The sequence below is a fragment of the Mangrovibrevibacter kandeliae genome (genome assembly GCF_024519155.1).
Lineage (GTDB): Bacteria > Pseudomonadota > Alphaproteobacteria > Rhizobiales > Rhizobiaceae > Mangrovibrevibacter > Mangrovibrevibacter kandeliae.
The window spans coordinates 86158-108481 of record NZ_JANIFJ010000005.1 but is presented as its reverse complement, the minus strand read 5'-3'; the positions used below and the strand labels follow the sequence as shown (position 1 = coordinate 108481).

20 protein-coding genes and 1 tRNA gene are annotated in these 22324 nt (G+C 67.6%); 13 read left to right on the top strand and 8 right to left on the bottom strand.

Translation table 11 applies throughout. From position 1 onward, the window contains the following. Positions 1–17: 17 nt before the first annotated feature. Complete coding sequence (locus NPA30_RS14095) at positions 18–479, bottom strand: Hsp20 family protein (protein WP_256803369.1); 462 nt, start codon at positions 477–479, stop codon at positions 18–20. A gap of 520 nt (positions 480–999) precedes the next feature. Between NPA30_RS14095 and NPA30_RS14090 the strand changes: the two genes are divergently transcribed. Continuing rightward, positions 1000–2025, top strand: coding sequence for an alpha/beta fold hydrolase (locus NPA30_RS14090; RefSeq protein WP_256803368.1), 1026 nt, complete (start codon positions 1000–1002; stop codon positions 2023–2025). On the opposite strand, the gene hisN is transcribed toward NPA30_RS14090, so the two are convergent. Then, positions 1972–2766: a histidinol-phosphatase gene (gene hisN / locus NPA30_RS14085; RefSeq protein ID WP_256803367.1), complete on the bottom strand. Its 795-nt coding sequence runs from the start codon at positions 2764–2766 to the stop codon at positions 1972–1974. The two genes, NPA30_RS14090 and hisN, sit on opposite strands and share 54 nt — an antisense overlap. A gap of 269 nt (positions 2767–3035) precedes the next feature. Beyond that, positions 3036–3971 carry an N-formylglutamate amidohydrolase gene (locus NPA30_RS14080; protein ID WP_256803365.1) on the bottom strand — a complete coding sequence of 312 codons (936 nt, stop codon included), beginning with the start codon at positions 3969–3971 and terminating at the stop codon, positions 3036–3038. Positions 3972–4102: 131 nt separating this feature from the next. On the opposite strand from NPA30_RS14080, the gene cpdR reads away from it, so the two are divergent. The 3 genes from cpdR (at position 4103) to NPA30_RS14065 (ending at position 6129) form a co-directional block, all read left to right on the top strand. Then, entirely contained in the window at positions 4103–4468 is a 366-nt protein-coding gene (cpdR, locus tag NPA30_RS14075) for a cell cycle two-component system response regulator CpdR (RefSeq protein WP_256803363.1), read from the top strand. A 94-nt stretch (positions 4469–4562) separates the two neighbouring features. After that, positions 4563–4637, top strand: a tRNA-Val gene (locus NPA30_RS14070). A 622-nt stretch (positions 4638–5259) separates the two neighbouring features. Next, complete coding sequence (locus tag NPA30_RS14065) at positions 5260–6129, top strand: DUF4231 domain-containing protein (RefSeq protein WP_256803362.1); 870 nt, start codon at positions 5260–5262, stop codon at positions 6127–6129. 204 nt (positions 6130–6333) lie between these two features. On the opposite strand, the gene NPA30_RS14060 is transcribed toward NPA30_RS14065, so the two are convergent. Further along, positions 6334–7959 (bottom strand): BCCT family transporter, encoded by a 1626-nt coding sequence (locus tag NPA30_RS14060; protein ID WP_256803361.1) that lies wholly within the window; start codon positions 7957–7959, stop codon positions 6334–6336. A gap of 122 nt (positions 7960–8081) precedes the next feature. Between NPA30_RS14060 and NPA30_RS14055 the strand changes: the two genes are divergently transcribed. Then, a complete protein-coding gene (locus tag NPA30_RS14055; protein ID WP_256803360.1) occupies positions 8082–8717 on the top strand; it encodes a hypothetical protein in 636 nt (211 codons plus the stop codon). Between the two features lie 19 nt (positions 8718–8736). Here the strand turns inward: NPA30_RS14055 and NPA30_RS14050 are convergent, their stop codons facing one another. The 3 genes from NPA30_RS14050 to NPA30_RS14040 form a co-directional block, all read right to left on the bottom strand. Further along, positions 8737–9372, bottom strand: coding sequence for a nucleoside triphosphate hydrolase (locus NPA30_RS14050; protein WP_256803359.1), 636 nt, complete (start codon positions 9370–9372; stop codon positions 8737–8739). 85 nt (positions 9373–9457) lie between these two features. After that, positions 9458–10330, bottom strand: a complete 873-nt coding sequence (locus tag NPA30_RS14045) for an SDR family oxidoreductase (protein ID WP_256803358.1) — start codon at positions 10328–10330, stop codon at positions 9458–9460. 118 nt (positions 10331–10448) lie between these two features. After that, on the bottom strand, positions 10449–12182 hold the full coding sequence (locus NPA30_RS14040; protein ID WP_256803357.1) for a DEAD/DEAH box helicase: 1734 nt from the start codon (positions 12180–12182) through the stop codon (positions 10449–10451). A gap of 306 nt (positions 12183–12488) precedes the next feature. Here NPA30_RS14040 and NPA30_RS14035 point away from each other — a divergent pair, with 306 nt between their 5' ends. The 8 genes from NPA30_RS14035 (at position 12489) to NPA30_RS14000 (ending at position 20938) form a co-directional block, all read left to right on the top strand. Further along, positions 12489–13994, top strand: a complete 1506-nt coding sequence (locus NPA30_RS14035) for an ABC transporter substrate-binding protein (protein WP_256803356.1) — start codon at positions 12489–12491, stop codon at positions 13992–13994. 48 nt (positions 13995–14042) lie between these two features. Continuing rightward, positions 14043–14981 carry an ABC transporter permease gene (locus tag NPA30_RS14030; RefSeq protein ID WP_256803355.1) on the top strand — a complete coding sequence of 313 codons (939 nt, stop codon included), beginning with the start codon at positions 14043–14045 and terminating at the stop codon, positions 14979–14981. Between the two features lie 14 nt (positions 14982–14995). Continuing rightward, positions 14996–15829 carry an ABC transporter permease gene (locus NPA30_RS14025; RefSeq protein WP_256803354.1) on the top strand — a complete coding sequence of 278 codons (834 nt, stop codon included), beginning with the start codon at positions 14996–14998 and terminating at the stop codon, positions 15827–15829. Next, the gene (locus tag NPA30_RS14020) at positions 15826–16821 is read left to right on the top strand and encodes an ABC transporter ATP-binding protein (RefSeq protein WP_256803353.1); all 996 of its coding nucleotides are present in this window, start codon (positions 15826–15828) and stop codon (positions 16819–16821) included. Before NPA30_RS14025 ends, NPA30_RS14020 begins: the two co-directional genes overlap by 4 nt. Beyond that, positions 16818–17612, top strand: a complete 795-nt coding sequence (locus NPA30_RS14015; protein WP_256803352.1) for an ATP-binding cassette domain-containing protein — start codon at positions 16818–16820, stop codon at positions 17610–17612. The genes NPA30_RS14020 and NPA30_RS14015 overlap by 4 nt, the downstream gene beginning before the upstream one ends. Before the next feature lie 232 nt (positions 17613–17844). After that, positions 17845–18261 (top strand): MarR family winged helix-turn-helix transcriptional regulator, encoded by a 417-nt coding sequence (locus tag NPA30_RS14010; RefSeq protein WP_256803351.1) that lies wholly within the window; start codon positions 17845–17847, stop codon positions 18259–18261. Between the two features lie 42 nt (positions 18262–18303). Continuing rightward, positions 18304–20589, top strand: a complete 2286-nt coding sequence (locus tag NPA30_RS14005) for a sensor histidine kinase (RefSeq protein ID WP_256803350.1) — start codon at positions 18304–18306, stop codon at positions 20587–20589. Then, the gene (locus tag NPA30_RS14000) at positions 20555–20938 is read left to right on the top strand and encodes a response regulator (protein WP_256803349.1); all 384 of its coding nucleotides are present in this window, start codon (positions 20555–20557) and stop codon (positions 20936–20938) included. The genes NPA30_RS14005 and NPA30_RS14000 overlap by 35 nt, the downstream gene beginning before the upstream one ends. A gap of 3 nt (positions 20939–20941) precedes the next feature. Here NPA30_RS14000 and NPA30_RS13995 read toward each other — a convergent pair whose 3' ends face one another. Continuing rightward, complete coding sequence (locus tag NPA30_RS13995) at positions 20942–22285, bottom strand: NAD(P)H-dependent oxidoreductase (RefSeq protein WP_256803348.1); 1344 nt, start codon at positions 22283–22285, stop codon at positions 20942–20944. Positions 22286–22324: the final 39 nt, after the last annotated feature.

Below are 22324 nucleotides of genomic sequence, written 5' to 3'. Positions count from 1 at the left end.
TCGATGCTCGAGGCGGATCAGGCCGCGTTCGCCTCGATCTGCTTCGCGTTGGCGTTGTCCGCCGCAGCGATCTCGATCTTGCGGGGCTTCATCGCCTCCGGAATGACCCGGACGAGATCGATGTGGAGCAGCCCGTTGCGCAGGCTGGCGCCCTTCACCTCGACGTACTCGGCAAGCTGGAAGCGGCGCTCGAAGGCACGCCCGGCGATGCCGCGATACAAGAGTTCGCTCTTGCCTTCCGTCTCGTCGGTCTTCTCGCCCTTCACGGTCAGCACGTTCTCGCGCGACTCGATCGAGAGTTCGCTGTCGGCAAAGCCGGCCACCGCCATGGTGATGCGGTAGGCGTTCTCGCCGGTGCGCTCGATATTGTAGGGCGGATAGCTCTGGGTCTCCGGCTGGGCGAGGTTGTCCAGCATCGAGAACAGCCGGTCGAAGCCGACGGTGGAGCGGTAGAGCGGGGCAAAATCATACTGGCGCATGGTTGTTCTCCTGAAGAAGCAACAGTGTTTGCGTGTGGCCGCTGAGGCTCCCTTACGGCGATCCGGCGGCCAGCGATCCCGTTTGGCGATCGCAGCCATGAAATGGTGACGCGCGCCGACGGCTTCAAGACGATTTCGGCAGCTGCGCGCGGACGAGCAAAGCGCTGATCGCGAGCCGTCCAAGCGATGAACGGGGCATGAACGGTCAGTTCCGAAGACGTTCAGCCGCCCTCTGCCAATCTCCACCCATCGCTCCAAGGGCGATCGTCACGAACGGCCCAACATGCGGCGGACCGTCCACACGGAGGCCACACCTCCACCGCCGCAGGTGCCGGCGTTTTCGAAAAACGACCGCAGCGTCCCGTCCCTTCCGCTGCGGTCGCTCGGGCCGGAGACCTCTTGCCAGGTCTCCGGTCCATCTTATCCCGGCCTCCACGTCCTGCCGCAGCGCTTTCCCGGCCCGCGGAAAGGCATTAGAGCTTCGAACGCGCGCCGCCTGCCGCCGTCAATCGTCCGGACCATGCTTGATCCCTTTCACCCCGACCGCCTGATCGAGACCGACGGCAACCTGCCGCCGCCGCAGATCCGATCGGCGAGCTTCCGCACTCCGGATCGGGTGCGGCTGCGCTATGCGATCTGTCCGAGCCAGCTGCCGACGACGCGGGGTACGGTCATCCTGCTGCACGGGCGCAACGACGCGATCGAGAAGTATTTCGAGACGATCGGCGACCTGACGCGCCGCGGCTTCATGGTCGCGACCTTCGACTGGCGCGGCCAGGGCCAGTCGGCGCGCCTTCACGACGACCCGACGCGTGGCCACGTGCGCAGCTTCCGCGCCTATGTGCGCGACCTCGAGGCGTTCCTGCACGCCATCGTCATGCCCGACTGCCGCGGTCCCTTCGTGATCCTCGCTCACTCCATGGGCGCCCTGGTGGCGCTGCTGGCGGCGCCGCGGCTGGTGAACCGGATCGAACGGATCGTCGCCGCTGCGCCGCTCATCGCCCTGCCGCCGCAGCGTGTCGGCCCGAACGCGCTCTACTTCGGCGCGGCCGCGATGCGGCTGGGCGGCTTCGGCGCGATGGCGGTGCAGAAGTGGCCGCAGGGCGGGCGGCGCTTCCGCTTCGAGGACAATCCCTTCACCTCCGACCGCCGCCGCTTCGAGCGCAACCAGGTGCTGGCGGAGACGGCGCCGCAGCTCTTTCTGCGCAGCCCGACGCTCGCCTGGCTCGTCTCGGCGCTCGGCGCCATGCGCAAGATGGACGACTCGAACACGATCGGCGCGCTGCGCATCCCCACGCTGCTCGTCACCGCGGGCGCCGACACGGTGGTGTCCTCTCATGCCACCGAGCGGCTCGCATGGCGGATGCGCTCGGGCCATCACCTGGTGATTCCCGGCGCCCGCCACGAGCTCCTGCAGGAGGCCGACCGCTATCGCGAGCCGTTCCTCTCCGCCTTCGAGAGCTTCGTCGGGTCGGTCCTGCCGCTCGACGGATCAGCGCTCGAGGGGGTCGGCTCGGCGGAAAAAGGCGGCAGCCTCCTCCCATAGGTCCGGTGTCGCGGCGGCGATGATGTCGCCGCCCGTCTCTGCCCGCGAACCGTCGATCCGGCGCACCACGCCGCCGGCCTGTTCGATGATCGGGATCAGCGCCACGATGTCGTAGGGCTGCAGTCCGGCTTCGACGACGAGGTCGATCTGTCCGGCCGCCAGCATCGCGAAGGCGTAGCAGTCGGCGCCGTAGCGGGCGAGCCTGACGCGTCGTTCCAGACGTTCGTAGGGCTCTGCGAGCGCTCCGGTGAACAGGCGGGGCGTGGTGGTGAAGAGCGTCGCCGCGTCGAGCGAGCGGGTTTGACGCACTGCCAGGCGATGCCGCTCGCCCGGTCCCTCGGCATAGGCGCCGCTGTCGTCGGCGAAGAAGCGTTCGCCGGTGAAAGGCTGGTGCATGATCCCCGCCCGAGCGACTCCCCCGACCGTGAAGCCGATCAGCGTGCCCCAGAGCGGCAATCCCGAGATGAAGGCGCGGGTGCCGTCGATCGGGTCGATCACCCAGCAGCGGTCGCCGGCGCCGCTGGCGCCGTACTCCTCGCCCAGGATAGCGTGATCGGGATGGGTGCGCTCGATCAGCGTGCGAATCGCGCGCTCGGCGGCCCGGTCCGCCTCGGTCACGGGATCGAAGTCGGCCGGCCGCTTGTTGTCGACGTCGAGCGGCAGGCGGAACCGTGGGAGCGTCTCCGCTGCGGCCGCCTCGGTGAGATCGATGAGAAAGTCGAGCGTCGGCAGCGCGGTCATCGCGGGGGGAACTCCGGCAGTTCGGACAGAAACCTCCGCTGGCTTAGGGACCGGGCGGGGGAACCGCAACCTCTCGGGGGCCCATCCGGGGCGTGGTGAAAGACCAGCGGCGAGAGGCCGTTGACAGCTGATGCACCGCACCATAGGTTTTGCATTGCAGCGGAGCGATCTGCTGCTGCCCTTCTTGGGCGTTTCCTCCCTAGACTTAGACCGCGCTGCCCGGCAGCGCGGTTTTTTTGTGCGTCACCGGCTGTTTCGCGTGTCTGCCGTCATTCGGCCGCGGCGGGGCGCTCCCACTCGATCGTGACGTCCATCACCAGCTTGGCCACCACCTCGCTCAGCCGCCGACGCAGCTCCGCCAGGCCCTCGTGCGGCACGAACCGCCGCTCGTCGGCATAGAGGCCGCGGTTGATCTCGATCTGAATGCAGTGGAGGCCGGCCGCAGGGCGGCCGTAGCGCTCGGTGATGTAGCCGCCGGCATAGGGCTTGTTCAGCGCCACGTCGTAGCCGCGCTCGGCGAGGTGACCGGCGAAGAGCCCGACGATGCGGCTCGACGCACTCGTGCCGAACCTGTCACCGAGCACGATGTCGGGCCGGCGGCCGCCGGGCAGGGTGCGCACCGTCGAAGGCATCGAATGGCAGTCGATCAGGATGGCGAGGCCGAATCGCGCCTGGGTGTCGCGCAGGAGCCGCGACAGGGTGTCGTGATAGGGCACATAGTAGCGCTCGATTCGCTCGAGGCCCTCCGCCACGGTGAGCTTGGACCGGTAGATGTCCTCCCGCTCGGCGACGATCCTGGGGATCGTGCCGAGACCGCCGGCGACGCGCACGGAACTCGTATTTACGAATGATGGAAGCTCTTCTGCGAACATGCGCGGGTCGAGTTCGAACGGCTCGCGGTTGAGATCGAGGAAGGCGCGGGGAAAGCGGGCGTGGAGCAACGGCGCGCCGAGGGCGGGCACGAAGTCGAACAGCTGATCGACGAAGAGGTCCTCGGAGCGGCGGATCGCTTCGCTGCCGAGCCGGGATGCCTGAAGGAATTCAAGCGGATAGGCTCGGCCGCTGTGCGGGGACGAGAAGACGAAGGGAGCGGTCGGGCGTGGCGGACTCAGAACTTCGAAGGCCGGGCACGGTCCGGCAGCGGTCTCGAAGCTCGGGGGTGGATCAGAGCGGTACCCGATCGATCCGGCGACGTTGTCGGTCAACGATGGGAACTCCCTGGAAACGCGCGTGCTCAAACTCTTGGGAAAACATTACCCAATCTGCTAAAACACTGTCATCCTTTGAACGTAGCATAGGCCGGGTGCGTTGCCTCCGGCACTTCGGGTTAACGTGAATGTCAAAGATCCTGCTCGCTGAAGACGACAACGACATGCGCCGCTTCCTGGCGAAGGCGCTGGAGAAGGCCGGTTACGAGGTGACCGCCTTCGACAACGGCGGCAGCGCCTACGAGCGGCTGCGTGAGGAGCCGTTCTCGCTGCTGCTCACCGACATCGTGATGCCGGAGATGGATGGCATCGAGCTGGCGCGCCGCGCGACCGAACTCGATCCCGACCTCAAGGTGATGTTCATCACCGGCTTCGCCGCGGTTGCGCTGAACCCCGACTCGAAGGCTCCCAAGGACGCCAAGATCCTGTCGAAGCCCTTCCATTTGCGCGAGCTGGTGGACGAGGTCGGCAAGATGCTCGAAGAGGCCGCCTGAGAGTTTCGTCGGCGGCGGGAGCGAAGTGTCGAGTCAGCCGCTTTTGGCTATTGACGGGCCGACCGCCTCTGTGGTCTATGCCGCCGCACTGGATGGGCGTGTAGCTCAGCGGGAGAGCACTACGTTGACATCGTAGGGGTCACAGGTTCAATCCCTGTCACGCCCACCATTCAAATTTACCGAAAGATCAAGGGCGCAGCGATCATCGCTGGGCCCTTTCGTTTTAGGTTCGGCAGCTGACGGCGCGCCTTCAAATGCGAACCGGTTTCGGTATGGGGGCGTCACCCGCATGGCGGGGGAGCGATCTGCCTTGCGCCGGAAGCAGCCGCCGGCCGGTTCTGCCGGCTCGGTGAAATCAAGCGCCGCCGGATTTGACCTTGACCAAGGTTCGATCTCGGCGGCGAGCCGTGCTGCTTCTGACGATCGTCGAGTCTCCGACATACGCCGAATGTCGTCCGGGTGGCCCGATGTCGCACCCCGGCTTTCGACAAACGAGGAACCTTCGGATGCCGATTGGTCGTTCCAGGTATCTGGGACCGCCGCGCCGATGAACCAACCTGCCGGTCGCTTCCGGCGCAGGCGCACCGCTCGATCGCCACGCGAGCTGGCCGGCTCGCATCCAGAGCAGTGCTTTCGAACCCTCGCCGGTATGAAGCCTGCCGCTTTCGCAGTTGTTTTCGCATGTCGACGACCCGGGCCGCAACGACATCCCGTAAGGCGAATCATTCGAATTCGATGTGCTATAGTTACGGTCTGATCTCGGGATCTGAGCTTGGCGGCTGGAGGCGAGAATGAGGGATGATCAATACCCCGCTTTATACCGTAGTGCCGACGCAGCTTCGAATAAGTATCAGCGCAATTACCTTGCGCTTATAAAGTCCGAATACGCCCTCCTGTTGGCGGCCTCCCTTCTGTCGCTGTCCGTGTTTTCATCCTCTATCGTCTATGCGATTGCGACGGCTGTGCTGGGCCTTTCTGCCGCCGTTCTTCTGACTCGTTCAATTTCGAAACCTGAGCAGGATTGGTACAAGTGTCGTGCGCTCGCTGAGAGCGTGAAGACGCTGACCTGGCGGTATTCCATGTGTGCATTTCCCTTTGGCGAGGATAATGAGGCCAAGGCGAGAAACGAGTTCAAGGAGAACCTCGAGAGGACATTCGAATCGAACAAGGAAGCCGCAGCAAGGATCGACGCATACTGGTCTGCTGAAAGCCAGATCACGGATGAAATGAGGCGCTTGCGCTCACTTCCATTGCCGGAGCGAAAGGCATTCTATCACCAGCACCGCGTCAATGACCAACGGATATGGTACTCGCGAAAGGCCGCATGGAACAGAACGATGTCGCGGCGCTGGGTCATTGCGAGCGTTGTCAGCTACATCGCGGCGGCAGGCTTCTCCGTCGCCAGAATTTTACATCCTCAAATCAGTCTATGGCCGATCGATCCGCTGATCGTAGCCGCGACCTCCATCGTCGGTTGGATACAGATCAAAAAATTTAATGAGCTTGCAGTCGCGTATTCCGTTACGTCCCAAGAAATCGGCATGATCAACATCATACTCGAGCATTCCGAAGACGTGAGTACGTTCTCCGATTTCGTCAACGAGGCGGAGACTGCTTTCTCACGGGAGCACACATTGTGGATTGCTCGTCAGGCTAACTAGAAGCTCTGGGCGTAACGCCCGGGGCCGTGCCGTTGTTTGCCGGCGATGACAGCGCGTGAGCCTGCCGGAGGCGGCAAACGAGCCCCGCTCACTCGGAAGTCGAGAGCCGGCCGACGGCGGTGTGTGACACACTCGTCAGTGGGACGGGGAGCCGCGTCTACCCTAAGGATCGACGCGGCGCATCATGTTTAATTGGCAGTATGGTCAGGGTGCGACATCAGCCGCCGTCGTCTCCAGGAACGGCGCCTTGCGCTCGCGTCGCAACCCGATGAACAGGCTCCAGCACAGCCCGAGCAGGATCAACGCGAAAGGGAAGCCTGTCGCGATCGCCGCCGCCTGAAGCGAAGCGAGGCCGCCGCCGAGCAGCAGCGCGATCGCCACCAGTCCCTCGAAGCAGGCCCAGAAGACGCGCTGCGGCACCGGCGCGTCCACCTTGCCGCCGGCGGTGATCGTGTCGATCACCAGCGAGCCCGAATCGGACGAGGTGACGAAGAAGACGATCACCAGGACGATGCCGATGAAGGAGGTGATCGCCGTCAGCGGCAGCTGGCTCAGCATCTCGAACAGCTTCAGCGGCAGGTCGGCATCGGTGATGCCGGTATAGCCGGCCAGTGTCTCGGTCAGCGCCGTGCCCCCGAAGACCGTCATCCAGATGATCGAGACGACCGTCGGCACGATCAGGACGCACGTGACGAACTCGCGCACCGTCCGGCCGCGGGAGACGCGGGCGATGAACATGCCGACGAAGGGCGACCAGGACATCCACCAGGCCCAGTAGAACGTCGTCCAGCCGGTGCGGAAGTTGAAGTCGTCGCGACCGAACGGGTTCGACAGCGGGATCACGTCCTGCAGGTACGCGACGGTGTTGCCGGCAAAGCCGCGCAGCAGCACCAGCGTCGGCCCGACCAGGAAGACGAAGGCGAGGAGCAGCAGGGCAAGCCCCATGTTCAGCTCGGACAGCCGCTTCACGCCCGAATCAAGCCCCGCCACCACCGATCCGAGCGCGATCGAGGTGATGATGCAGATCAGGATGACCCGGCTCAGCATCGTGTCGGGAATGCCGAACAGGAAGTTCAGCCCGGTGATCGCCTGCTCGGCGCCGAGCCCCAGCGAGGTTGCGAGGCCGAACAGGGTCGCAAAGACCGCGAGACAGTCGACGAGATGGCCGGGCCAGCCCCACACGCGCTCGCCGAGCAGCGGGTAGAAGGCCGAGCGGATCGTCAGGGGCAGGCCCCAGTTGTAGCTGAAGAAGGCGAGCGCGAGACCGACCACTGCATAGATCGCCCAGGGGTGGAGGCCCCAGTGGAAGATCGTCGCGGCCATCGCCAGCCGCCGTGCGCCCAGCTCGTCGCCGGCCGCGCCCGCGAGCGGGGCCCAGCTTTCGGCCGTGCCGGCATTGGCGGCCAGCGAGCTGTCGAAATGGGTCATCGGCTCGGAGACGCCGTAGAACATCAGGCCGATCCCCATGCCCGCGGCGAACAGCATGGAGAACCAGCCGACATAGCCGTAGTCGGGCCGGGCCTCCTTGCCTCCAAGCCGCAGGTTGCCGAACGGCGTGACGATTAGGAGAAGGCAGAAGAGGACGAAGATGTCCGCGGCAATCAGGAACAGCCAGTCGAACTGCGCGGTGAGGGTCGGCCGCAGCCAGCCGAAGAAATCTTCCGATTGACCGGGCAGCGCCAGCGCGATCAGCACGAACAGGACAACAAGTGCGGAAGAGATGGCAAAGACCGGATTGTGCACGTCCAACCCGAATTTCTGTACGTTGTCCTGCCCGATCTCGTAGTCCGAGACGGAAGGAGCGGGTGGTTGGTCGGCTTCGATACTCAAGACTTATGATCTCCCGTGAGGTTGATGGTGCGTTCCTCATGGTAGGGCATTGCCACGAGAAGGCCACACTCTGCTTTGCAAGGCGACCACAGACCGGCCGGCAACCCAAGGGAGGAGGACAGATGCTGCAATGGCTTCGGAGCAATCACGAGCTGCTGTCGGTGCTGACCAACATCGGCATGCTGGTCATCTGGATCGCCTATCTGCAGGTGTTCGTCGTGAACTTCCGCCGGCAGACGCGGCCGAAGATCATCATCAATCTCGGCTCGGGCCGCGGCCTCGACACCCACTGCATCGTCAGCAACATGAGTTCGGATGCGATCTATGTGCAGACGATGATTGCGGCGGTGGAGCGCGAGGACGATCGCTGGATGCTGCCGGTGACGGAGCTCGAGGGCATCGAGGAGTGGCCGTCACCCACCGATCTCAACCTGTGGAGCCGGCAGGGCCCGCTCCTGGCCGGCCACATGCGCGACATGGGCTCGCTGCGCGGGGTGATCCGGCACGTGGTGAGCAATGCCACCGGCGACGACACCGCGCTCGACCAGCTGGAGCGCCTGCTGCCCGTCCGCCTGGAGCTGCAGGTGATCGCGGCCTATGGGTCGGAGGAGCTTCCGATCGGCGCCCGGCGCGGCTTCGAGATCACACGCAACGAGATGGAGCGGACGGTGGTCAGGCCCCTCGACGTCGGCACGACGCAGATCCGCTCGCGCCGCGAGCGGCGGGCGATCGTCTCTCTGCTGGAGGAGCAGCTCTGAGCGAGCGACCGGCGGCGGCTCAGCCGTTGAAGACGAGATGATCGGCCGGCCGGCTCTGCGTCAGCACCAGCCGCATGTTGGGGAAGTCGTTGCCGTCGAGCTTTGCGGCCAGCGCGTCGCCGGACAGGCCGAGGTCGATCCAGCGGCGGGTCAGGCGCTCGCGCAGCACCGCTTCCGGCACGTCCAGCATCGCCGTCAGGTCGAAGCGAGGGCGAAGCGCGATCCAGCGCGGATCGTCGAGCAGGAGATAGTTCCCCTCCACGAGAAGGATCCGGGCCGATGGTCCGATGATCCGTGCGCCCGCGCGGGCGATCTCGATCTTCCGGTCGAAGACCGGCACGGCCACCTCGCGGCCGTCGTCGGCCCGTAGCCGGTCGAGGGTGACGGCGAGGCCGTCGACGTCGAAGGTGTGCGGGGCGCCTTTGCGGGGCCGGTGGCCGCGCGCGTTCAGAATGGCATCGTCGTAGTGGAAACCGTCCATCGGCAGAATCTCGGCACGGCCGGCCACCTCGGCGTTCAGCCGGTCGCGCAGCCACTCCGCGAGGGTGCTCTTGCCGGATCCGGGCGAGCCGGCGATGGCGACGACGATGCGTCGTTCGCCAGCCGATCGAGCGATCCTGTCGACGAGAGCGTCGCGAGACATGGACTGCGGCATGACGGCTGTTCCTTGATCCGCCCCGGGATAAGCCGGGGCGGGTCGGCGGCGTCAAGACCGATCAGCTCTCACCTGCGTCGCGCGGTCAGAGCATGGGCCGCCCGCCGGTCACCGGAAGGACGGCGCCGGTCATGTAGCTCGACTCGTCCGAGGCGAGGAGGACATAGGCGGGCGCGAGCTCGGCCGGCTGGCCCGCCCGGCCGAGCGGCGTCTCGGCGCCGAAGTTTGCCACCTTCTCGGCCGGCATCGTCGAGGGAATCAGCGGCGTCCAGATCGGGCCCGGCGCGACGGCGTTCACCCGGATGCCCTTGTCGGCGACGAGACCGGCGAGCCCGGCGGTGAAGTTGGCGATGGCCCCCTTGGTGGTCGCGTAGGGCAGGAGGGTCGGCACCGGGTTCTTGGCGTTGATCGAGGTCGTGTTGATGATCGTCGAGCCCGCCTTCATCTTCGGGATCGCCGCCCGGCAGAGATAGAACTGACTGTAGATGTTGGTGCGGAAGGTCGTGTCCCACTCCTCATCGGTGATGTCCTCGATCCGCTTGAGCGTGCGCTGGTGGGCCGCGTTGTTGACGAGGACGTCGAGCCTGCCGAACTCGGACACGGCACGCTCGACCAGGCTGGTGCAGAAGCCGGAGTCCTTGATGTCGCCCGAGACCACCACCGCCTTGCGGCCGGCCTCCTCGACCCACCGGGCCGTCTCCTTCGCGTCTTCGTGCTCGCTGAGATAGGCGATGAGCACGTCGGCGCCCTCACGGGCGAAGGCGATCGCCACGGCGCGGCCGATGCCGGAGTCGGCGCCGGTGATCAGCGCGGCCCGGCCGGCGAGCCGGCCCGAGCCCTTGTAGCTCGCCTCCCCGTGATCGGGTTTGGGGTCCATCGCGCCGGTGGTGCCGGGCATGGACTGCTGCTGCTCGCGCTGCGGCGGCTGCGGATGGGCAGTGGTCGGATCGACGGTCATCGTGCATGCCTTCCTTGAGGGGTGTCGCACCCGCAAGTCGTCAGCCTCGATGACAGTTCCGACCGTTTCCGTTGGTCGCGCAAGCGCCTGAACGCGCCGCGGCGGCCGACGGCGCGGCCTACCGCGCCCGCTTCTTGTCCTTGAATCCGCCCGGCTTCCTGGGCTTGCCGCGCTTGAAGGGCGCGCCCCGCGCCGGCCGCTCCCCCGCCGCCGGCTTGCCGCCGGCGCCGAGTTCGCTGATGGCGATGTCCTCCTCGTCGTCGCGGGCCGCCGACTGCAGGAAGCGCTTGGCCGACGCCTCGGCGATCTCGAACTTGGTCTCGTTGTCGAAGATGCGGATCGCGCCGATCTCGCCGCGCGAGATGTTGCCGCGCCGGCAGAGCAGCGGCAGGATCCACTTCGGATCGGCATTGTTCTTGCGCCCGACATCCAGGCGGAACCACACGGTCGGGCCGCCGCGCACGTGCTCCTCGCGCTCGCGCGGCTTGCGCCCGCGCCCGTCGGCATAGTCGCGCGGGCCGCGGTCGTGGTCGCGCGGCGGGCCGGGATCGAACACGTCCTCCGGCGCCGGCAGTCGGGCGCGGTGGAAGCGCGCGAGCGCCGCCGCGATCTCTTCCGGCGAATGCTGCTTCAGGAGGGCCTCGGCCATGCTCCTGTCGTCCTCGCCCGAGGGGGCTGTCAGCAGCGGATCGGCGAGCAGCCGCTCCTCGTCGCGCTTGCGGATCTCGTCCGGTGAAGGGGCGCCGCCCCAGATCGGCTGGACGCCGGCCTGCGCGAAGAGGTGCTCGGCCTTGCGGCGCCGCGACAGCGACACGAGCAGCACCGAGACGCCCTTGCGTCCGGCGCGCCCGGTGCGCCCGCTGCGGTGCTGCAGCGTCTCGGCGTCGTGCGGCAGGTCGGCATGGACGACGAGGCCGAGATTGGGGATGTCGATGCCGCGCGCGGCGACGTCGGTGGCGACGCACACCCGTGCCTGGCCGTCGCGCAGGAGCTGCATGGTCCGGTTGCGCTCGTTCTGGCCGAGTTCGCCCGACAGCGTGACCGACGAGAAGCCGCGTTCGAGCAGCACCGCGGCGAGGTGACGGACCGCCTCGCGGGTGTTGCAGAACACGATGGCGCTCGGCGCCTCGAAGTAGCGCAGGACGTTGACCACCGCGAGTTCGGCCTCGTTCGGCGCGATCCGCACCGCACGGTATTCGATATCGGCGTGGCCGTCGGTGTCGCCGGCGATCTCGAGCCGCAGCGCGTCCTTCTGGTAGCGCTTGGCCATCGCGATGATGGGCTTGGGCAGCGTCGCCGAGAAGAGGAGGGTGCGGCGCTCCGTGGAGGTGGCATCGAGGATGAATTCGAGATCCTCGCGGAAGCCGAGATTGAGCATCTCGTCGGCCTCGTCGAGCACGAGGGCCTTCAGCCCGCCGAGCATCAGCCGGCCGCGCTCCAGATGATCGCGCAGGCGGCCGGGCGTGCCGACGACGATATGGGCGCCGTCGTTGAGCTGGCGCATCTCGGCGCGCGGGTCCATGCCGCCGACGCAGGTGACGATGCGCGCGCCGGCCTCGCCATAGAGCCAGGACAGCTCGCGGTGGACCTGCAGCGCGAGCTCGCGGGTCGGCGCGATCACGAGGCCGAGCGGTTCGCCCGCGCGCCCCAGCGTCTCAGCGCCGCCGAGCAGCGTGTCGCCGATCGCAAGGCCGTAGGCGACCGTCTTGCCCGAGCCGGTCTGGGCCGAGACGATGAGATCGCGCCCGTCCGCCGTGGGTTCGAGGACGGCGGCCTGCACCGGAGTGGGGTCGGAATAGGACCGGGCGGCCAAAGCGCGGGCCAGCGGTCCGGTGGGGATCGGAAAGGGCATTGGAACTCTCGGGATGGTCGCGCGCGCAGCCGAATGGCGCGCGTCGGGCATGTTCGAAAAAGCGGGCTCGGTGCGGCCAGAGGGTCCGGCATCGATGCGAGCGTTCCGCCTCCTTAAGGCATTTCGCGCCGGATCGGGAGGGCAAAAGTCGCGAGAGGGTTTCCATCCGCGCAAGGCTGCCGCGCAGGCCCGTCCTGCGGTGGAGTTTGCGGAACGGGCTCGACATCATGCGCACGCTCGTGCGAGCGAGGTCTTCGCCGCACTTGGCTCCGGCCGCCCTGGCCGGGGAAGCGAAAGGACCGCCCGATGCAGCCGATACGCCGCCGCCGCTTGCCGACGCTCCTTGCCGCGGCATTCGCAGTGCTGGCGCTCTCGACGGCGGGCGCGGCGGCGAAAGATGGCGTCGTCATCGCGATGGGCATTGAGCCCGCGGGTCTCGACCCGACCATCGCGGCGCCGGCGGCGATCGGGCAGGTGACCTGGCAGAACGTCTTCGAGGGGCTCACCCGCATCGACAGGGACGGCAAGGTCCGTCCGCAGCTGGCGGAAGCCTGGGACATCGCCACCGACGGCAAGACCTACACCTTCCACCTGCGCAGTGGCGTTCGCTTCCACAACGGCGTCGCCTTCGATGCCGCCACCGCGAAGTTCACGCTCGACCGGGCGCGCGGCGAGAAGTCGACCAACCCGCAGAAGCAGTTCTTCGAGACGATCGAGCGGATCGAGGCACCCGATGCGCAGACGCTGGTGCTCTCCCTGAAGCAGCCGACCGGCAACCTTCTCTACTGGCTCGGCTGGCCGACGGCCGTGATGCTCGAGCCGTCGAGCGCCGAAGACGACCGCACCCACCCGATCGGCACCGGGCCCTTCGTCTTCGATGGCTGGCGGCAGGGCGTCAGCGTCGACTTGAAGCGCAACGAGGCGTACTGGGATGCTGCCCGTCGCCCGCAGCTGTCGAGCGCGACGTTCCGCTTCATCGCGGATGCGCAGGCGCAGGCCGCCGCCGTCCAATCCGGCGAGGTCGACGCCGTGCCGGAATTCGGCGCCCCCGAGCTCTTCGCCTCGTTCAAGGACGATCCGCGGCTGGAGACGGTGGTCGGCGACACAGAGCTCAAGGTCGTGGCCGGCCTCAACCTGCGCAAGCCACCGCTCGACGACGTCAGGGTGCGCCAGGCGCTGATGATGGCGATCGACCGCCAGGTGGTGATCGAGGGGGCCTGGTCGGGCTTCGGCACGCCGATCGGCAGCCACTACACGCCCAACGATCCGGGCTATGTCGACCTCACGGGCCGGCTTGCCTACGATCCGGCGAAGGCGCGCGCGCTTCTCGCCGAAGCCGGCCATGCGGACGGCCTCGATCTGACGATCAAGGTGCCGCAGATGACCTACGCCACGCGCTCGGCCGAGGTGCTGCAGGCGCTCCTCGCCGAGGTCGGCGTGCGCCTCACCATCGTGCCGACCGAGTTCCCGGCCAAGTGGATCGACGAAGTGTTCAAGCGTCACGACTTCGACATGACGATCGTCGCCCATGCCGAACCGCTCGACATCGGCATCTATGCCCGGCCGGACTACTATTTCGGCTACCGCAACCCGCAGTTCGACCGGGTGCTGGGCGAGGCTGAGGCCGCCACCGACACGGCGCGGCGCCTCGAACTCTATGGCGAGGCGCAGCGGATGCTCGCCGACGACGTGCCGGCGCTGTATCTCTTCGTGATGCCGAAGCTGGGGGTCTGGAAGGCCGGGCTGAAGGGTCTTTGGGCGAACGAGCCGATCCCGTCGAACGACCTGACCGAGGTGCGCTGGGACGATTGAGCGGGGGTTCTCGGCAAAGCGTCTATTCCGGGTGGAAAGTCCATCGACATGCTGTTGCGTCGCCTCATCGGCCTCCTCCTGACGCTGCTTGCGGTCTCGCTGCTGCTCTTCCTGGTGATGAATCTCCTGCCGGGCGATCCTGCAGCGGTGATGCTCGGGACTTCGGCCCGACCGGACACACTGGCGGCGATGCGCGAGGCCATGGGGCTCGACCGTCCGCTTCCCGTCCGCTTCGTGGTGTGGCTCGGCGGCGTCCTGACCGGCGATTTCGGCACCTCGATCACCTACGGCACGCCGGTCGCGGAGCTGATCCGCGACCGCGCGGCGGTAACGCTGCCGCTCGCGGGGCTCGCCATCCTCCTGTCGATCCTGATCGCGCTGCCACTCGGCCTCGTCTCGGCAGCGCGCCGGGGCCGGCGGGCGGACGCGGTGGCCGGACTGTTCGCGCAGCTGGGGCTGGCGCTGCCGAATTTCTGGATCGGTCTCCTCCTTGTGCTGGTCTTCGCCAGCGAACTGCACTGGCTGCCGTCCGGCGGATTTCCCGGCTGGTCCGCCGGCCTCGGGCCGGCGCTGTCGGCGCTCGTGCTGCCGACCGTCGCGCTGGCGCTGCCGCAGGCGGCGGTGCTCACCCGCGTCACCCGGGCGGCGCTGCTCGACACGCTCGCCGAGGATTTCGTCCGCACCGCCCGCGCCAAGGGCCTCACCCGCCGCGAAGCTTTGCTGCGCCATGCGCTGCCCAACGCCATGGTGCCGATCCTGACGATCCTCGGCCTGCAGTTTTCCTTCCTGGTGGCCGGTGCCGTGCTCGTCGAGAACGTCTTCGATCTGCCGGGGCTCGGCCGGCTGGTCTACCAGGCGCTGCTGCAGCGCGACGCGGTTGTGGTGCAGGGCACCGTGCTCTGCTTCACCGCGCTCGTCGTTGTCGTGAACTTCCTCGTCGATCTCGCCTATCTGCGGTTCGACCCCCGTCTTCGGGCGGCGTCGTGACGGCGCTGGACCGAGTGCGCACGCCGCGTCGGCGTTCTGTTCCGAAGCGCCTCGTCGCGGGCGCCGTCCTGACAATCCTGCTCGTCGTCCTGGCGCTCGTCTCGCTGGTCTGGACGCCGCAGCCGACGAGCGGCATCCGCATCCTCCTCAAGCTGCAGCCGCCGCTGTCGTCCGGTCTGCTCGGCACCGACCAGCTCGGCCGCGACGTCTTTTCCCTGCTGATGGCCGGCGCCGCCAACTCCTTCGCCATCGCGGCGGCCGCGGTGGCGCTCGGTGGCACGCTCGGCACCGTGACGGGGCTGCTCGCGGCGATCCGTGGCGGCTGGACGGAGACGCTGACGATGCGCGGCTGCGACGTGCTCTTCGCGTTTCCGCCGATCCTCTCTGCGATGCTGCTCGGCGTCGTCCTCGGACCGGGACGGCCGACGGCGGTCGTCGCCATCGCCGCCTTCATGGTGCCGGTCTTCGCCCGCGTCGCCCGCGCCTCCGGCGCTCGCATCCTGGCACTCGACTACATCCTCGCCGCCCGCTGCGCCGGCAAGGGCGCAGCGCGGATCGCCGCCGAGCACGTCTTGCCGAACATCGCGGGCGACCTGCTCGTGCAGGCGACGCTGCAGCTCGGCCTGGCGATCCTGGCGGAGGCCGGCCTCAGCTTTCTCGGTCTCGGGCCGACGCCGCCGGCGCCGAGCTGGGGTCGGATGCTGGCCGACGCGCGCACCTATGTCCAACTCGCACCCTGGCTCGCGATCGCGCCCGGCGCTGCCGTCGCGCTCGCGGTGCTCGGCCTCAATCTTCTCGGTGACGGTCTGCGCGATCGGTTCGATCCACGGCTGCGGGGGCGCACGTGAGCGCGCTTCTGCAGGTGTCGAACCTTTCGCTGACCCTGCCGATGGCGGATGGCCGCCGCTTGCCGGTGCTCGCCGACATCGGCTTCTCCCTCGGCCGGGGCGAGCGGCTCGGCATCGTCGGCGAATCGGGCTCCGGCAAGACGATGCTGGCCCTCGCGCTGATCGGCCTCGAACCGGAGATGGCGGGACTGAGCGGCAGCATTCGCTTCGACGACCGCGAGCTCCTCGGTCTGCCCGAATACAAGCGCGCGCGCCTGCGGGGGCGGCGCATCGCGATGATCTTCCAGGAACCGATGAGCGCGCTCAACCCGGCGATGCCGATCGTCGCCCAGATCGCCGAGGGCCCGCTGCGCATCGGACTGTGGCGGCGGAGCGAAGCGCGGGCGCGGGCGATCGCGCTGCTCGAGCGGGTGCGACTGCCCGACGCGGCCCGCCGCGCCGACGCCTATGCGCATCAGCTGTCGGGCGGCCAGAGGCAGCGGGTGATGATTGCGATGGCGCTCGCGCAGTCGCCCGACCTCCTGATCGCCGACGAGCCGACCACGGCGCTCGATGCAACGCTCCGCGACGACATGCTCGACCTCGTCGCCGGGCTCGTCGAGGAGGAGGGCATGAGCCTTCTCCTCGTCAGCCACGATCTGCGCGCGGTCGCCCGGGCGAGCGACCGGGTGCTGGTGCTCTACGCCGGAACGCGCTTCGAGGATGGGCCGACGGCCGATGTTCTGGGCGCGCCGCTCAACCCGTACACGCGGGCGCTGATCGCGGCGCTGCCGCGGCGGCCGGATGTCGTCGGCGGACATGGCCCGCGCCCGCGGCTTGCGGCGATCGACGGCCAGATCCCCGCTCTGGGCGACCTGCCGACCGGTTGCCGATTTGCCGACCGCTGCGCCTGCCGGATCGAGGCCTGCACGCCGCGGGAGCCGGATTGGCGCGAGCTCGCGGGGCGCGGCGTGCGCTGCATCCGGGCCGTGCCTGCGGGGACGAGCGCATGACACCGCCGCTGCTCGAAGTGCGGGCCGTCTCGCGCCGCTACGCCGGCGTTCGAGGGGCGCCGGAGATCCAGGCGCTCGACGACGTGTCGCTCACCCTCGAGCGCGGCGAGGTCCTCGGCCTGGTCGGGGAGAGCGGCAGCGGAAAGTCGACCCTGGCGCGCCTGATCCTCGGCCTCGGGTCGCCGTCTTCGGGCTCGGTGCTGTTGCAGGGCCACGACATTCACGCCGCACGCGGGACGGCCCTGCGTCGGCTGCGCCGCGACGTGCAGATGGTGTTTCAGGATCCCTACGGCTCGCTCGATCCACGCCAGCGTGTCGCGCGGATCGTCGCCGAGCCGCTGCATCTCCTCGACGGCTGGACGCGCGAGCAAAAGCGGCAGCGCTCGATCGAAGTGCTCGGTGCGGTCGGTCTTGGCGAAGATGCGCTCGATCGGTTCCCGCACGAGTTCTCCGGCGGGCAGCGTCAGAGGATCGCGATCGCCCGGGCGATCATATGCCGTCCCAAACTCCTGGTTGCGGACGAGGCGGTTGCATCGCTCGACCCGTCGGTGCAGGCGCAGATCCTCAACCTCCTGATCGACCTTCAGGAGACCGAAGATCTCGCCATCCTGTTCATCGCACATGATCTCGCGGCCGTGGCAGCGGTGGCCGATCGCATCGCGGTCATGAAAGACGGGAGAGTGATCGAGACAGGGAGACGGGACGAAGTACTGTCACGCCCTATGCAAAAATTCACAGAGCTGCTAGCTGCTGCGGCGTTCGGGGGCGGGACGAGGTCGACAATCCTGTGAAATCCTCAGACGATTGCATTTGCAAGCCGCGGAATGTGGGGTGAAGCCGCGAAGTTGAGCCTTATATGAGGCGTCTGCATAGCTGTGCAGCAACTTTACTCGCGTTATGAGAGTAAAGCATGACCGCGCTTGTCCAATTTTCCACCGAGGCGCGGTTGCTACCATGAGGAGATAGCTGTTAGCTCGCTATCAGTTCCCATCACGGAATGGTGATAACACGTTGTCCGCAGAGATGATCCCCGCCGCGGCTCTCGCTAGCCTGCTGGAGCAGGTTGCACGGCGTATACATTCGCAAGGCTATGCCTCTGACTTGTTTCCTGCTCAGTGGGCGGCCCTGCGCTATCTGAACGGGGCGCCGCCGCAACTGCGGACAGCGATCGATCTCGCGCGTTTCCAGGGACTGGCGTCAGGAGCCGTCGCCCGTACGGTGCGCACGCTCGTGACCAAGGGGCTGGTGATCAAGGTCGGGACCATCGGCCGCGGCCGCGCGGAACAGCTGGACGTCACCGACAGCGCCAAGGAGCTGCTGGCGACCGATCCGCTGAAGAACATCGCGGAAGCCCTGGAGATCCTCGACCCGCGTGACCGCGAGGCGCTGGCGAACGCCCTCGAGATCGCCATCCGCTCGACAATGCCCGGCGAGCGCTAAGTTCGGGGTCAACTGCAGGTCGGGAAGGCAGATAATGCGCGTATGGTGGTTCTTCGCACGCTGACCCTGCTGGTGCTGCTCGTCGGTCTCGCCGCCTGCCAGCCGGCGCAGGAGCCCGGAACGCTGTTCATCGGGCGCGGCGCGCCGACCTTCGTCGATCCCGGCGGCTCCTTGTCGCCCGAGCAGGTGGTCGCCGACGGCGAGAACCTCTTCCGCCCGTCGGACGACCATGCGGCCAATGCGGGCATGCCGCCGACGGGCGATACGGTCTTTTGGGTCAAGCTCGCGATCCCGAGCGCGCAGGAACTGAGCGCGGACGGCTGGACCGATGACTACATGCTGTCGGTCGAAGAGCCCCGCATCGTGCATGTCGATGCCTATGTCGTGCGCGGCCGACACATCGGGCAACGCCTGACATGGGACGGGCGGGACCGTGCCAGTGCCGGAAGCCTGCGCTACCCGGCCTTCTTCCTCGAAGCGTCGGAGGTCGAGGGCTCCTTCATCTACCTCGCGATCCAGACCTACGGAGCCATGCGCGCGAGCGTCTGGTTGGCGGACGCGAGCCACTTCAGCGCGACCTACGGGGCGGAAATCTTCTTCCTCGCACTTCTCGTCGGCATCATGACCGGCGCGCTGATCTATCTCGTCGCGCTGGGAGCCAATCTGCGGGATCCGACCAACCTCTGGCTCGCGCTCTGCCTGTTCAGTGCCAAGTTCTACATCCTGACCACGAACGGGCTGTTCGAGACCTATTTCCTCCCGGGCGCGATCACCACGTCGCGGGTCATGGCGCTTGCCTCCGCGCTTCTGATCTACTGCGCCTTCACCGCCTTCACGTCGCACTTCCTGCGCATTCCCGAAATGATGCCGCGCCTGGCGCGCGCCGCCGATGCGGCGGCTCTCTTCTTCTGTGTCCTGGCCGTCCTGTCGCCGCTCGAGATCGTCCTGTCGCTGAACGTGTGGCGCTTCCTCGGCCCGCTTCTCGCGGCGGCGGTGATCCTCTTCGCGGCCCTGCTCGCGGCCGTGTCGGCCCGGCGCGCACCAATGCGCAGCCTGCTCTACCTCGCGGCCTGGTCGCCGCTGGTGCTGTGCGTGATCCTGCAACTCACGCTGATCCTGCTGCCGGGCGTCGGCGTCGTCCCATTCAGTGCCTCGGCGCTGTACTTCAGCATCGCGGTCTCGCTGGTGTCGTTCAGCATCATCTCGACCCTCGACATCCAGCAGCGCGAGCGTGCGCTGCAGCGTCAGATCATCGCCAACGCCAACCGCTTCCGGGCCTTTGCTGAAATCGGCACCGACACCTTCTGGGAGGTCGACGCGCAGGGCCGCATCACCTTCCTGTCCGGCGGCCGGATCAAGGGTATTGCGCTGGAGCGCGGGGGCGCCTTGCTCGACCGCCTCGCGGAGGCGAGTTCCCCCGACTTCGCCGCGCCGCTCGCCGGGGCCATCGAGGCGCGCCGCCCGATCGACGACCGGCGGATCCGCATCACGCTCACCGATCGGGAGCACTGGATCTCGATCAGCGGCCGGCCGATCGGCGAAAGCCCGGAGAGCGACGCGACCTACCGCGGCATCATCAAGGACATCACCCTGGAGGTCGAGCGCGAAAGCCGCCGGCTGATGGAGCAGCAGATGTTCACGCTCGGCCAGATGGCCGGCAGTGTCGCGCACGAGATCAACAACCTGATCCACCCGATCATCAACCTGACCAAACGGCTGCGGCATCGCCTGAAGGGCGACGCCGAGATCGAGCGCATGTTCGACCTGATCGACCTGTCGAGTCGCCAGGCCGCCAACGTCGTCTCGGCGCTCCTGACCACCACGCGCAGTGGCGAGAAGTGGCGCAACGCCGACCGGCCGCTGCACGAGGCCGTACAGTACGGGATCGATGCCCTCCAGCCGGCGATGCCGTCCAGCATCCGTATCGATTTCACGAGCACCGAGGTGCCCTGCATCATCGTCAAGGCCGGCGACGTGCTGCAAGTGCTGGGCAACCTGATCGCGAACTCCGTCCATGCCGTCAACGGCTCGGGATCGATCAGCGTCACTCTCAATCCCGCGCCGGACGGCGGCGCGCGGCTGACGGTGGCCGACGGCGGGCCGGGCATGAGCGAAGCGGTCCTGCGGCGTGCGCTGGAGCCGTTCTTCACGACGAAGGCCGACGGCGGGACTGGGGTCGGGCTCTATATTGTGCAGCGGATCATGCACCAGTATGGCGGGTCGATCGACATCCAGTCGGCTACCGACCGCGGAACGGTGGTCGCCCTGACATTTCCTGCGGGAGAGGAACCCGATGCCCGAGAACAAGCAAACCGCGCTCGTCGTTGAGGACGTGCTGACCGTGCGCGAATCGCTGCGCATGGCGCTCGAGGGCGCCGGCCTCGAAGTCAGCTGCGCCGAGAACGGGCGCGAGGCGCTGGAGATGCTCCAGACGCGCAGCTTCGACGTCTTGGTCACCGACATGTGGATGCCGGAGGTCGACGGGCTGCGCCTTCTCAAGGAGATTCGCGGCACCCATCCGGAGATGCGCGTCTTCGGCATCACGGGCGGCGGCCCGAAGCTGACCATCGAGGCGATGAGTTCGCTGGCGCAGATCTGGGGGGCCGAGCGCGTGTTTCTGAAGCCGTTCGACGACGACGAATTGATCGACGCGATCCAGGCCGCGCCGCGGGTCTGATACCTAACGGGTAGGAACCGGATCGTCGCCGTAGGCTGTCGCGTCCGCCGCATCCAGCATCCGGCGGACCTGCGTGACCAGGAGCTCCCCGTCCGGCGTGCAGTTGTCGTGCGTCAGGAGATCGCCGCAGCGGATCGGTTGCGTGACCCGCGATCCTTCGGCAAGCCCGAGCGGCAGCGCGCGGGCGCTTCGCGCGTCCGTCCAGGCCATGGCGAAACCGCGATACTCGCTCTCGCCGATTCGTCCGAGCGTCTCGCCCGGTGCGAGGTCGCGCTTGGCTCGCGCACCGCACTCCGCGACGGGGCGGGCGAGGGGGCGCATGTCCGCGCGCCTGTGCATCACCGCGCGCGCTGCCGAGAGCGGCGTCTCAAGACTCGTCAGATGGAACGGCCGCACCAGGCTGAAGCACGGCCCGGGTCCGACCTTGAGGTCCGCCATGCGCTCGATCGCGCGCGGGTGGCGCGGCTTGGCGATGCAGAAGACGCCGGGGGCGACGCCCCTGCCGACGGTGAAGTCGACGCGGCCCGGCGCGGAGAGTATGCCGCCGTCCTCGGTCGTGCACAGCACCTGCGCCAGCGTCTCCAGCGTCGCTTCCGGCCCGTGCATGCCCGGCACGTCCGGCACCAGCCCCGTGCAGTTGGCGATCGCCGTCATCTCGACCATCGTCTTCGACCCGTCGACGAACTCCACGAGCATGCGGGGGTTCATGTCGCGGGCTTGCGCTTCGGCCTCGTAGTCCGCAGGCACCGCGTCGATGCGCAGCGGGTTGTTCTTGCCCTTGCCGGCCGCAACGACCTCCATGCCGAGGCTCTGGGCGAAGGCGATCAGCTCCAGCGTCGCGGCCGGTTCGTCGCCGGCCGATCCGGTGTAGACGACGCCGGCGCGGTCGGCTGCGGCGACGAGGTGGCGGCCGACGGTGATGTCGGCCTCCACGTTCAGCATCACGATGTGCTTGCCGTTGGCGATGGCGTCGAGCGCCAGTTGGGTGCCGAGGTTGGGGCTGCCCGTCGCGTCGATCACGACGTCGATCCGCCCTGCGGCGCACAGGGCCGCGAGATCGTCGGTGACGGCGATCTTGCCGCGCTCGATCGCCGCGTCGATCGCCGAGGCGCTCGACGCGATCACCCCGTGGTGGTCCGGGTGGCCGGCCATCGCGATCGCCGCGCGCGGACGGTCCGGACGGCGGGCGGCGATCGCGCCGATGCGGATGCCCGTCATCAGCGCCACCTGGACGACGATGTCGGTGCCCATCTGGCCGGCTCCTGCCAGGCCAACGGTGATGGGCCCGTGCGCATCGGCATGGGCGGCGAGTTCGGCGGCAAAGCCGACGCGGTCGAGTCCTGACATCCGCCTCTTTCTCGGTTAGGTCTGCTCTCGGACGAGCGG